Source organism: Pedobacter suwonensis, from assembly GCF_007833675.1.
GTDB classification, from domain to species: domain Bacteria; phylum Bacteroidota; class Bacteroidia; order Sphingobacteriales; family Sphingobacteriaceae; genus Pedobacter; species Pedobacter suwonensis.
In genome coordinates this window covers 2,215,087-2,228,145 of the sequence record NZ_CP031708.1, presented here as the reverse complement: position 1 = coordinate 2,228,145, position 13,059 = coordinate 2,215,087, and the positions used below count along the sequence as shown (strand labels likewise).

At 39.6% G+C, this 13,059-nt stretch carries 12 protein-coding genes; 5 read left to right on the top strand and 7 right to left on the bottom strand.

From position 1 onward, the window contains the following. Positions 1-77 precede the first annotated feature (77 nt). From DV942_RS08890 to DV942_RS08875, 4 genes are all read left to right on the top strand, one after another. The gene (locus tag DV942_RS08890; RefSeq protein ID WP_450091371.1) at positions 78-1,430 is read left to right on the top strand and encodes a TolC family protein; all 1,353 of its coding nucleotides are present in this window, start codon (positions 78-80) and stop codon (positions 1,428-1,430) included. A 106-nt stretch (positions 1,431-1,536) separates the two neighbouring features. Next, entirely contained in the window at positions 1,537-2,874 is a 1,338-nt protein-coding gene (locus DV942_RS08885) for an efflux RND transporter periplasmic adaptor subunit (protein WP_145856912.1), read from the top strand. Between the two features lie 215 nt (positions 2,875-3,089). Further along, positions 3,090-4,088, top strand: coding sequence for an NAD(P)H-dependent glycerol-3-phosphate dehydrogenase (locus DV942_RS08880; RefSeq protein ID WP_244950862.1), 999 nt, complete (start codon positions 3,090-3,092; stop codon positions 4,086-4,088). Between the two features lie 1,242 nt (positions 4,089-5,330). After that, a complete protein-coding gene (locus tag DV942_RS08875; protein ID WP_090983898.1) occupies positions 5,331-5,672 on the top strand; it encodes a hypothetical protein in 342 nt (113 codons plus the stop codon). A 166-nt stretch (positions 5,673-5,838) separates the two neighbouring features. Here DV942_RS08875 and rimO read toward each other — a convergent pair whose 3' ends face one another. The 6 genes from rimO to rpmB form a co-directional block, all read right to left on the bottom strand. After that, positions 5,839-7,167 (bottom strand): 30S ribosomal protein S12 methylthiotransferase RimO, encoded by a 1,329-nt coding sequence (gene rimO, locus DV942_RS08870; RefSeq protein ID WP_145856910.1) that lies wholly within the window; start codon positions 7,165-7,167, stop codon positions 5,839-5,841. A 65-nt stretch (positions 7,168-7,232) separates the two neighbouring features. Then, positions 7,233-7,607: a GxxExxY protein gene (locus DV942_RS08865; RefSeq protein WP_134204166.1), complete on the bottom strand. Its 375-nt coding sequence runs from the start codon at positions 7,605-7,607 to the stop codon at positions 7,233-7,235. Between the two features lie 76 nt (positions 7,608-7,683). Continuing rightward, positions 7,684-8,646 carry a signal recognition particle-docking protein FtsY gene (gene ftsY / locus DV942_RS08860; RefSeq protein WP_090983894.1) on the bottom strand — a complete coding sequence of 321 codons (963 nt, stop codon included), beginning with the start codon at positions 8,644-8,646 and terminating at the stop codon, positions 7,684-7,686. Between the two features lie 82 nt (positions 8,647-8,728). After that, positions 8,729-8,884, bottom strand: a complete 156-nt coding sequence (locus tag DV942_RS08855) for a DUF4295 domain-containing protein (RefSeq protein WP_010599808.1) — start codon at positions 8,882-8,884, stop codon at positions 8,729-8,731. Between the two features lie 83 nt (positions 8,885-8,967). Then, positions 8,968-9,150, bottom strand: a complete 183-nt coding sequence (gene rpmG, locus DV942_RS08850; RefSeq protein WP_010599807.1) for a 50S ribosomal protein L33 — start codon at positions 9,148-9,150, stop codon at positions 8,968-8,970. A gap of 44 nt (positions 9,151-9,194) precedes the next feature. Further along, complete coding sequence (gene rpmB / locus DV942_RS08845) at positions 9,195-9,428, bottom strand: 50S ribosomal protein L28 (protein WP_025145121.1); 234 nt, start codon at positions 9,426-9,428, stop codon at positions 9,195-9,197. Positions 9,429-9,720: 292 nt separating this feature from the next. On the opposite strand from rpmB, the gene acs reads away from it, so the two are divergent. Next, positions 9,721-11,616 carry an acetate--CoA ligase gene (gene acs / locus DV942_RS08840; RefSeq protein WP_145856908.1) on the top strand — a complete coding sequence of 632 codons (1,896 nt, stop codon included), beginning with the start codon at positions 9,721-9,723 and terminating at the stop codon, positions 11,614-11,616. 67 nt (positions 11,617-11,683) lie between these two features. Here the strand turns inward: acs and DV942_RS08835 are convergent, their stop codons facing one another. Then, on the bottom strand, positions 11,684-13,051 hold the full coding sequence (locus DV942_RS08835; RefSeq protein ID WP_145856906.1) for a RagB/SusD family nutrient uptake outer membrane protein: 1,368 nt from the start codon (positions 13,049-13,051) through the stop codon (positions 11,684-11,686). Positions 13,052-13,059 lie beyond the last annotated feature (8 nt).

Here is a 13,059-nt window from a genome sequence, read left to right as displayed (position 1 = left end):
CTTCAAAGTTAGTAAATGCCTGAACAGATTGAAATGATTAAAAGTTGTTTATATTAGAATCGAAACAAATTATGAAGATGTTTACCAATAAAAAGTTAATTACCGGATCTGCTTTAGTATTATTATTGAACTTTGCTGTTAATGTAAATGCCCAGCAGGTTATCACCATTCAACAAGCGGTTGAAAACACGTTAAATAATAACTTAACGATTAAACAGGCTCAATTTAGTGCAGCATTGGCAAATGAGGATTTAACACAATCTAAATATGCGCTTTATCCTAACCTAAATGCTTCTGTAGGTCCAACGTTGACGTTTGGTCGCGGTTTGGATCAAACAACCTTTCAGGTAACCAATCAAACCTCATTATTTACTAGTGCAAACCTAGGTACAAATGTTGATGTATTTAGAGGCTTTGCTAAAGTTAATCAGATTCGGCAGAATAAAACACTCTTCGAAGTTGGCAAAAGTAATGTTGAAAAAATAAAAAATGACTTAGTTCTAAATGTTGTTACGGCATATTTACAGGTTTTATACAATACCGATTTAGAAAGGGCATCCAGAGAACAGCTGGATATTGCTAATAAAACTTTAGCAAGGGAGAATGCCTTATTAGATGCAGGAAATAAGACCCTTGCGGATGTCTCTCAGGCTAAATCGCAAGTGGCTACGGCTGAATTAAATTTAACCAATGCACAAAATGCGCTTTCCATTTCATACTTAACTTTAGGACAGCTCATGGAAATGCAGCCTAATCAAAAGTTCGTTGTTCAAGCGCCGCTGATTGATAATGTTAAAACAGCACCAACAAACCAAAGTGCAGAGGAAATTTATAACAATGCGTTAAACATCTTTCCTGATATCAAACTGGCCAGTTTGCGTTCATTGGCTGCAAAGCAAGCCATAGCTGTTGCAAAAGGATCGTATTACCCATCGCTAAGTCTGGGAGCTGGATTAAATACTTCTTATTCTTATCAATTCAACTACAGTGGCCAGTTTCCACAATCCTCATTTGCTGATCAAATCAATCAACGTTTAGGTCAAAGTATTGGAATGAACTTGCAGATCCCTATTTTTAATGGTTTTACTGCCAGGTCAAATGTGCGGAGAGCGAAAATTAATTATAACAATGTTTTAACCCAGGAGCAATTGGCCAAAAATAATTTGAATAAAGTCATTTTTCAGGCAACAACTGATTTAAGGGCAGCCGAAAGTCGCTACAGTTCAACTCAGAATGCGTTTAATGCCCAAAAGGATGCTTTTTATGTTGTGGAACAACGTTATAATGTTGGCCTTGTTAATTCACTTGATTATAGTACAGCGCAAACCAATAGAAATAAAGCAGAGATTGACTTTATCCAGGCTAAATACGACTTATTATTTAGGGCCAAAGTAATTGATTACTATTTAGGCAAACAGATTGTTTTTTAACAAAAACTAACGCCGACAGCAAAAGGAAACCTTAAGCCTTCCAGCTTTAAAACGTTTTAACTTTAACATTAGAACTTTAATAGACAAACGAAATACAATACAAATTATGAAACTGAAGCACATTATTATTACCGTAGTTGCTATCGTAGCCCTTCTGGTTGTGTTAAAACTGACCGGCGTAATCGGTGGAAACAAAACCGAAAAGGTAACTACAGAAAAAGCATCAGATAAAACTGTTGTGGAAACAGTTACGGCAAGCGGAAAAATCCAGCCGGAAACCGAAGTTAAATTAAGTTCGGAGGTATCTGGAGAGGTGGTAGAATTAAAGGTAAAAGAAGGTGATGTTGTTAAAGCAGGCCAATTACTTTGTAAAGTACGTCCGGATGTATTGCAATCGGGTTATGAAAGAACGGTGGCTACTTTTAACGCACAAAAAGCAAGTGTAGCTGCGGCGCAACAACAACTTGCCCAAAACCAGGCCAATTTTATCAATGCAGAAGCTACCTACAAACGTAATGTTGAGCTTTTTAATAAAAAAGTAATTTCAGCTTCAGAGTTCGATGCAGCCAAAGCAGCATTTTTAACCGCAAAGGCAAATCTAGCCAGTGCCAAAGAGAATGTAACCGGTGCCAAATTTACTTTAGAGCAAACGGGTGCAAATGTTAAAGAAGCAGGTGCTAACCTGGCTAAAACCACTATTTATGCACCGGTTGATGGGGTAGTTTCTAAACTATCAATTGAGCTGGGCGACCGTATTTTGGGAACTTCGCAAATGGCGGGTACCGAAATTATGCGTATTTCTAACCTCTCATCAATGGAGGTAAATGTTGATGTAAACGAGAACGACATTACCCGTGTTAAAATTGGCGATAAAGCTTCGATCGAGGTAGATGCTTTTTCTGATAAAAAGTTCAGAGGTGTGGTTACCGAAATTGCAAGTTCATCAACAGCTGTTGGAACCACAACATCTACTTCTGTTGATCAGGTGACCAACTTCTCGGTAAAAATCCGTATCAGCGAAGAAATGGAGGGTAAACAACAGTCTATTTTCCGCCCGGGCATGTCGGCAACGGTTGATATTGAAAGTGAGTCGTTAACCGGACTGGCCATTCCAATTCAGGCGGTTTTCACTGATAATGCGAAATCGGGCGACAACAATAATCAGGGCAACCAGGAAAATACCGATAAGCAAAAATCGAAACTGACCGACAAAAAGGTAAAGCAATATGTTTATACTTACGATGCCAAGAGTAAAAAAGTTAAAAAGACAGAGGTCACTACCGGTATCCAGAACGATCAGTTTATCATTGTAAAATCGGGTATCAAAGCTGGTGCGGAAATTGTAACCGGTCCGTATTCGGCTATTCAGAACAAATTGAAAGACGGAATGGTGGTAGAAAAAACTGCTAAAGACCAATTGTTCAGCAAAGACGGTAAGAAGTAGCCTTTTAAGGTATAAGGTTAAAAGTGTGAGGTGTAAGGTTTTGCCTGTCCGCCTCACACTTTTCTCGTAAATGTCTGTAAGAAATAGTAACTTGCCGTCTTTAAGGTGTATTCCTAAGGTTAGGGTGTAAGGTTTAGGGTTTAAGGCATTCGCTTTAAACCTTAAGTTTTACACCCTTTGCCTTACATCTTTTACCTAAAACCTTTTCTATAATCATGGTACCTAAAATAGCAATGATAGGGGGCGGGAGCTGGGCTACTGCTATCGTTAAAATGCTTGCAGATAATTTGTCTGAAAAAGAGATTTTTTGGTGGATGCGTAATGAAACTGCCATTGAGCACATTAAAAAATTTAAACACAATCCGCATTACCTCAGTTCTGTTGAGTTAAAGCTCAATCATGACCATATCTCGTCTGATATACGATCGATTATAGAATCGGCCGATTTTGTGATTTTAAATGTACCCGCTGCATTTTTAAAAGAAACCCTTTCTACCATAACACCAGATGATTTAAAAGGCAAAAAAATAGTCTCAGCCATTAAGGGGATCGTGCCGGAAGATAACCTGATTATCGGTGAATTTTTGCACGAGAAATACAACATCCCATACCATGATATTTTGGTGGTAAGCGGTCCCTGCCATGCCGAAGAGGTAGCCTTTGAAAAACTATCTTACCTCACCATAGCTTGTACCGATGTAGAAAAAGCAGCCGCATTTGCCTCTCTTTTAAGTACACGCTATATCAAAACCAATGTTTCTGACGATATTTTCGGTACCGAATACGCTGCGGTTTTAAAAAATATTTACGCGGTAGCCAGTGGTATCTGCCATGGCTTAGGTTATGGCGATAACTTTCAGGCCGTGCTGATTAGTAATGCCATAAGCGAAATGAAACGTTTTGTAGATGTGGTTCACCCAATAGACCGCGACATTAAAGAATCAGCCTATCTGGGCGATTTGCTGGTTACAGCTTATTCGCAGTTTAGCCGCAACCGAACCTTTGGTAATATGGTGGGCAAGGGCTACACTGTAAAATCGGCTCAGCTGGAAATGAATATGGTTGCCGAAGGTTATTATGCTGCTAAATGTATGCACATCAAAAACCAGGAGTATCATGTAGATATGCCAATTTGTAAGGCCGTTCATAACATTATTTACGAGAAACGGTCCCCACAGATCGAAATGAAGTTATTAGCCGAGAAATTGAGTTAAATAGAATAAAGATTAGCATTGCTTTTTAGATTCAAGTAGCCGGGGAATAGTTTTAATGCCGATCGTTGCATTGCGCTTCAAAGAAAGAATAAATATTATTTGTAAATCAGGGCTTGCTGCTTTTCGGTTCGTACAGTCCTTCTTTCCGCTATTATCTTTTTGTGAGGGTTAGTAGGAACATTTTGATTGGTGCACCAAAAAGGATAGCCGCTTCAATAAGGTTTATTGAAGGGGAGACAGAATAAGAAATCAAGAAGTGTTTTGCCTGATATTGAAAGCTTATACTTTGTTCTTCGCAACAACTGAGTTTTTAGCCCCGGGCGCAGCGGCATCCCCGAAGCGCAGCGAGGGATATAGCGAAGCATGGGAACAGACATGAATCGTTGCTACAGCCCTTGCGCTTCAAAGAAAGAATAAATATTATTTGTAAATCAGGGCTTGCTGCTTTTCGGTTCGTACAGTCCTTCTTTCCGCTATTATCTTTTTGTGAGGGTTTGTATGCAAATTTTTGTTTCCGCACCAAAAAGGATAGCCGCTTCAATAAGGTTTATTTAACGGGAGACAGAATAAGAAATCAAGAAGTGTTTTGCCTGATATTGAAAGCTTATACTTTGTTCTTTGTATCAACTGAGTTGTTAGCCCCGGGCGCAGCGGCATCCCCGAAGCGCAGCAAGGGATATAGCAAAGCACGGGAACAGACATGAATCGTTGCTACAGCCCTTGCGCTCCAAAAAAGAATAAAAATTATTTGTAAATCAGGGCTTGCTGCTTTTCGGTTCGTACAGTCCTTCTTTCCGCTATTATCTTTTTGTGAGGGTTAGTAGGAACATTTTGATTGGTGCACCAAAAAGGATAGCCGCTTCAATAAGGTTTATTGAAGGGGAGACAGAATAAGAAATCAAGAAGTATTTTGCCCGATATTGAAAGTTTATATTTTGTTCTTTGCAGCGACTGAGTTTTTAGCCCCGGGCGCAGCGGCATCCCCGAAGCGCAGCGAGGGATATAGCGAAGCACGGGAACAGACATTAATAGTTGCTACAGTCTTTGCGCTCCAAAAAAGAATAAATATTATTTGTAAATTAGGGCTTGCTGCTTTTAAGCTGACATCGCCCTTTCCTATCCTGTACACTTGATTTTACATGCTCAAAAAATAATATTAAAACTTTATCTCTACTCATGTAACAGAAATAAAACAAATGTTACCATCAACTGTTATCAGTTTAAATAAAAAATATAGCTGTCATGAAAAAGAAATTAGTAATGGGTTTATTAACAATGGCCTTATTTGGCGGTGTAACCCTTAGCGTAAACGCACAAGAGAAAAAAACTGAGGTAGGTAAAGCATTAGACAAAACCGGGAAAGCCATTGGTAAAGGTGCCAAATCAGTAGGAAATAAAACGGCTGAAGTAGCGGTAAAAGGTAGTTCGAAGGTAGCTGATAAAACCTGGAAAGGTAAAATGGCACCAGATGGCTCTGATGTTTACATTAACGCAAAAAATGAGAAATACTATGTAAACTCAAAAGGCGCTAAAATCTGGTTAAAACCTAGTCAGATTAAAAACAGGCCCGCTTCTAAAAATTAGTTAGTCAGCACTCCCTAAATAGGGAATGGTCATCTGTCTACAAGAACTGTTCAAATGTTTTAGGAGGCATTCAAACTGGTTTAACGTGACATGTCCGACTAAATAAGCTTTAAAAACAAAAAGTCGCAAAAGCTTGCTTTTGCGACTTTTTGTTGACTATATTTTTTTAAACGATCGTTCCGTATAAGTCGAAATCTTCCGCTCTGTCAACTTTCACATTAACAAAGCTTCCGTTAGCGGCGTAACCTGTTGCCGCATCGATCAACACTTCATTATCCACCTCTGGCGAGTCAAATTCGGTTCTGCCTACAAAGAAATCTCCTTCTTTTTTATCAATCAGCACTTTAAAGGTTTTACCTACTTTTTCCTGGTTAATATCAAATGATATGCCCTGCTGGATTTCCATGATATCGTCTACCCTTTGTTGTTTTACTTCCTCAGGGATATCGTCAACCAATGAGTGTGCATGTGTTTTCTCTTCATGCGAGTAAGTAAAGCAGCCTAAACGATCAAATTTGGTTTCGGCAACCCATGCAGCCATTTCTTCGAAATCGCGTTCTGTTTCGCCGGGGTAACCGCATATTAAAGTGGTACGCATGGCAATATTTGGTACTTTATCCCTGATCTGGTTAACCAGGTCAATGGTTTTTTGCTTAGTGGTGCCGCGGCGCATCGATTTTAACATGTTATCGGTAATATGCTGTAAGGGCATATCCAGATATTTACAGATATTGTCGCGCTCATTCATCGCATCCAAAATTTCCATTGGGAAACCAGAAGGGTAGGCGTATTGCAGGCGGATCCATTCGATACCCGGTACATCTGACAGGCGACGCATCAGCTCATCCAGCTTGCGCACGCCATACAGGTCTAAGCCATAGTAGGTAAGATCCTGCGCAATTAAAATTAATTCCTTAGTGCCGTTTTTAGCCAGTATTTTAGCCTCGTTAACCAATTCTTCCATCGGTTTACTCATGTGTTTGCCACGCATTAACGGTATGGCGCAGAACGAGCATGGACGGTTACAGCCCTCGGCAATTTTGAAGTAGGCAAAGTGTGATGGGGTGGTGAGCAAACGTTCGCCAATCAGTTCATGTTTGTAATTCGCGCCCAGCTCGTGCAAAATATTTTGTAAATCGTTGGTGCCAAAAAAGGCATCCACGTTGGTAATTTCCGATTCCAGTTCGGGTTTATAACGCTCAGAAAGGCAGCCTGTAACCACCACTTTGCCAATTTTGCCGGCTTCTTTAAGTTCGCTAAACTGCAGAATGGTATCAATTGATTCCTGTTTGGCATTATCAATAAAACCGCAGGTATTAATCACTACGATATCATCTTTACCCATTTTGTCTGATTCGTGGGTAACGTTGAGGTTGTTGCCGCGCAACTGTCCCATCAATACTTCCGAATCGTATATGTTTTTAGAACAGCCTAAAGTAATCACATTGATTTTAGGTTGTTTGATTGTTGTTTTTTTTATTGTTTTGGTATTCATGTTATGTGTAATAGCACCGATATAAAATGATTACACCGATCAGGTGAAGTACCGATGAGATATTATTAAACGGACAGTCTTTTTACTTCGCAGCTTGTGTTGCCAAAGTTAATCAATAATCCTGTTTTAATTTTGCTGGCTTTTAAGTATGATATAAGTTGACTTTGAAATAACTTAGGTTGGTACCCCGTAACGGATTTCAATTCTACAATTACCTTATTTTCAACAAAAAGATCGCATCTGAATTTCCCAATAATAATATCTTCAAATATTACATTAAATTCCTTTTCTGCAATGTAATTTAAACCTTTTTGTTGGAGTTTAATTTTTAATGCATTCACATATATTTTTTCCAAAAAACCTGGTCCTAACTGATTATGAACTTCATAACAGCAGCCGATGATCTTTTGTGTTAGCGTATCTTTTTCATATTTGATCATTATTAAATCTATATAAAATCGATGAAATCTACTAATCCGTATGATCCCCTAAATCAGTGGAATCATACACGAAGTGCTACTTAAACAAACTATTCACAAAATCTTTTTTATCGAAAAGCTGTAAATCGCCTATTTTCTCTCCTACACCTATATATTTAACCGGAATTTTAAACTGATCAGAAATCCCGATCACCACACCGCCTTTTGCTGTTCCATCTAATTTGGTAATGGCCAATGCATTCACATCGGTAGCTTCGGTAAATTGCTTGCACTGTTCAAAGGCATTCTGGCCGGTAGAGGCATCTAATACCAATAAAATTTCGTGCGGCGCACCTGGTACTACCTTTTGCATCACCTGTTTAATTTTGCCCAGCTCGTTCATCAAACCAATTTTGTTGTGCAAACGTCCGGCGGTATCAATAATCACTACATCTTCGCCATTGGCCACGGCCGATTGCAGGGTATCAAAAGCAACCGAAGCAGGGTCAGAGCCCATGGCCTGTGCCACAACCCTTACGCCTACACGTTCGCCCCAAAGTTTAATCTGGTCAACGGCTGCAGCCCTAAAGGTATCGGCTGCGCCTAAAACAACTTTTAAACCCGATTCTTTTAGTTTATGTGCCAGTTTACCAATGGTGGTGGTTTTGCCCACGCCATTTACGCCAACCACCATAATTACATAGGGTTTATGATCGCCATATTCGAACTGACGGAAATCATTGCTGTTGTTTTCGGATAGCAGTAATTGAATTTCATCACGAAGGATAAAATTAAGCTCAGCGGTATTCAGGTATTTATCTTTGGCTACACGCTCTTCAATGCGTTTGATGATTTTTAAGGTGGTACTTACACCCACATCAGAAGTAACCAAAACCTCTTCCAGGTTATCAAGAACTTCATCATCAACCGTCGATTTACCGGCTACAGCTTTGGTAATTTTATTAAAGAAACCGTCTTTGGTTTTCTCTAAACCTTTATCCAGCGCTTCCTGAGCTTCAGGCGCAGTTTCTTTCTTTTTGAAAAAATCGAATAAACCCATATCTAAATTTGATATAACAAAAAAAGCCCTTCCGGTTAAAAACGGAACGGCCTGTAATATTTTATATTAAAAAATATTAACCTTATTTAGATGCGATAGCATCTTTTACGTGGTCGTTATGTACGATAAGTTCTTTGAATGAGTAAGCACCGGTTTTTGGTGATTTTACCATTGTAATTACTTTCGAATATTCTTTACCTGTACCTGTTTTAAGGGTTGCAACTACTTTCTTTGCCATGTTCTTATAATTTTAAATGATTGAATGATAGAAGGATTGAATGAGTGGTTAACCCCTCAAGCCTAAGCCTTTTACCTTCAGCCTTATTTAATCTCTTTATGTACGGTTACTTTTCTCAATACTGGATTGAATTTTTTCAATTCTAATCTTTCAGTAGTATTTTTACGGTTTTTGGTAGAAATATATCTAGACATACCCGGCATGCCACTTTCTTTGTGTTCAGTACATTCTAAAATAACTTGAACTCTGTTACCTTTTTTTGCCATTTTAATATAAATTGAAAACTGTTAATCTCAACAGTTAATGTTTTTTACAAAAATCCTTTTTTTACGAAACGGTTAATTGCTTCGCTGATGCCCACTTTATTGATGGTTTTAATCGCTGAAGTAGAAACTTTCAACGTAATCCAACGGTTTTCTTCAGGAATATAAAATTTCTGAAGTTGTAGGTTTGGGTAAAATTTGCGTTTGGTTTTAACGTTCGAGTGAGAAACGTTGTTACCTACCATTGCTTTTTTTCCTGTTAAATCACAAACTCTTGACATGACTTGTAAATATAGTTGTTAATATCGTCCGCTTAATTTTTTTAAGAGTTTGCAAATATCTGAATAATAATTGTAAACAGCAATAGCCTAGCTAATTATTTTTTATAATTAATATTTGCAGCCGGTAAAGGTTCATGCCATGTTCGTTATTCCGGATATTTAAATTATCAGCTTTTAAAATAAACAGTCTGCTTAACATTTGATCTCCATTTTGATACGATAAGACTATTTTTCATTGGCATTATTTAGTTAAATTAGCTGCCACTAAATCCAAAAATATAAAAAACTAGCGATGCAAATTACCTCTTTTAAGCAATACGAAGAAGATTATAAGAAAAGCGTAGAAAACCCTGAGCAGTTTTGGGGCGAAGTGGCGCAAAACTTCCAATGGCGCAAACCCTGGTTTAAGGTATTATCCTGGAACTTTAACGAACCCGATATCAAATGGTTTGAAGGGGCAAAGCTTAACATCACCGAAAATTGTTTGGACCGGCACCTTGCTGCCAATGGCGATAAACCAGCCATTGTTTGGGAACCGAACAACCCGGAAGAAGAAAGTGTTACCTATACCTATAAAATGTTGCATGAGCGTGTTTGCCGTTTTGCCAATGTGTTAAAACGCAATGGTGCCAAAAAAGGCGATCGTATCTGCATTTATATGCCCATGGTGCCCGAGCTGGCTATTGCTGTTTTGGCCTGCGCGCGCATCGGTGCGGTACACTCGGTTATTTTTGGTGGCTTCTCTGCCAAATCCATTGCCGACAGGATTAACGACTCGCAATGCAAAGTGGTGATTACCGCTGATGGTTCTTACCGTGGCAACAAACAGATTCCTTTAAAAGATGTAATTGACGATGCATTGATCGGCTGTCCAACCGTAGAGAAATGTATTGTGTTAACCCATGTGCGTACGCCTGTTTCGATGTTGAAAGGACGTGATGTATGGTGGGAAGATGAAGTGAAGCACGTAAACGATATCTGCGAAGCAGAGGAAATGGATGCTGAAGACATGCTCTTCATTTTGTATACTTCGGGTTCTACAGGCAAACCCAAAGGTGTAGTACATACCTGTGGCGGTTACATGGTTTATGCGGGCTATACCTTTGCCAATGTATTTAATTATCAACCCGGCGAAGTTTATTTCTGTACGGCCGATATCGGCTGGATTACCGGACACTCCTACATTGTTTACGGACCGCTTTCGCAGGGTGCAACTTCGGTACTTTTCGAGGGTATCCCCACTTACCCTACACCATCACGTTTCTGGGATATTGTAGAAAAATACAAAGTAAATACTTTATACACGGCACCTACGGCTATCCGTTCTTTAATGAGTTATGGCGATGATCCGCTTAATGGGAAAGATTTAAGCTCTATCCGTGTTTTAGGCTCGGTAGGAGAACCGATTAACGAAGAAGCCTGGCATTGGTTCGATGAGAAGATCGGACATGGCAAAGCGCCCATTGTGGATACCTGGTGGCAAACCGAAACCGGCGGAATCATGATTTCACCTATAGCAACCGTAACCCCAACCAAACCTAGTTTTGCTACCTTGCCCTTACCCGGCATCCAGCCCATTTTAGTAGATGAAAACGGCAATGAAATTGAAGGAAACGGGGTAATGGGAAATCTTTGCATTAAATTCCCGTGGCCAGGTATGTTGCGTACCACTTATGGCGACCACGAACGTTGCAAGCAGACGTATTTCTCTACTTACGAGAATTTATATTTTACCGGCGACGGCTGTTTGCGCGATGAGGATGGTTATTACCGGATTACCGGCCGCGTTGATGATGTGTTAAATGTTTCGGGGCATAGAATTGGTACCGCAGAGGTAGAAAATGCCATTAACATGCACGCGGGTGTGGTAGAAAGCGCCGTGGTGGGCTATCCGCATGATGTAAAGGGGCAGGGCATTTATGCTTTTGTTATTTATCCTGATATGCATGGCGAAGCTGAATTATCTAAAAAAGATATTTTGCAAACGGTTACCCGCGTAATCGGAGCCATCGCCAAGCCTGATAAAATTTTGTTTGTATCTGGTTTGCCCAAAACACGTTCGGGCAAAATTATGCGTCGGATTTTACGCAAGATTGCAGAAGGCGATACCGGTAATTTAGGCGATACCTCTACCTTGCTTGATCCGGGTGTGGTAGAAGAAATTATTGAAGCTGCGAAGAAACTTTAATAAAAAACCATTTAACAACAAAGCCTCCGGAATTACATCCGGAGGCTTTGGTTTATAAGCAGTTCATCTAATAACCCGGGTTTTGTTTTAAAGCTTTATTTACATTTATTTCACGATCAGGAATCGGGAAAACCAATTTAGGATCATCATAAGCAAAAGTACCGATAGTGCGCTTGGTACGTTTATAATCATGCAGCCTGAAACCTTCATAATCCAGTTCCTTTTCTCGTTCGTTTAAAATAATATCCAGGGTTGGAACCACATTTCCCAATCCGGCCCTCGTCCTTAATGTATTAATGTCATCAGCAGGGGTAGCGCCAACGTTCGTGCCTAACCTAAAATTACATTCTGCCCGGATCAGGTATTGCTCGGTAATTCTGCAAACGGGTATGTTATCATAAAAGCTATACCATTTTTTAGTGAAAAAACCTGTTCTGGCGCCAGTGCCTTCGTAAATCATTTCGGTCTGCCTTTTATCTCCGGTTTCAAACGAATTGTAAAATGTGGTGTTTACCAATGCATCAGCCCGGCCTACATTTCCACCGGTAGCATTTTGGTAACTGGCATAAAAAGTTGCCAATCCATCGTTAGAGGTACCTGCATTACTTTGTTCGTTCTGTTTGATTTCAAAAATACCCTCACTTGAGTTTTTGGTCCTGAACGGTGCTTCAAGTGAATTGGTAATTAAGCGGTATGGACTGTTGGTAATAATATCATTTGCAACATCTCTTGCCAAAGCATATTTTCCTTCCTGCAGGTAAACCCTGGCCAAAAAAGCTTTTGCTGCATATTGGTCATCAACTGAAGCCAATTTTGTTATGGCCGATTTTAAGTCGTTTTCCACTGCAGCATAAACCTCGGCAACGGTGTTTCTAGCCACCGAATTGGTTACATTATCTATGGTTTTTACCGCTTTGGTCATGATAGGAACGCCAAGGTTGGTATTGGATCCGCTGGCATCATAAGGCAAACCGAACAATCTTACCAATTCAAAGTGCATAATGCCCCTGATAAATAATGCCTTGCCTTCTATTACGCTTTTTGTATTGGCATCACTAACTACATTTAATGCAGAAAGCACAATGTTTGCGGTATTAATGGCACTGTAAGCGGTGATCCAGGTTCTCCGTACATCAGCATTATCAGCTACGATGGCCTTGCTTGCAATATTGCGGTAGGTAGTAAAAGTACCACGCCAGGTCAGGTAATTGTCGCTGGCATACAGATCTGGTATAAATACAAGGTTGTTGCCATAAAGATCTCCGGTGGCCATAAAAGTATATGCACCTATTAAGGCATTCTGAACATCTGCTGTGGTATTGAGTGCCACATTGGCGTCGATGTTCTGTTTGGGATCTATTTCTAATTGCTTTTTGCAGCTGGATATACTTAACAAAAGGAAAACTCCAGCCAATATATTTTTATAATTTTTCATATACTCAA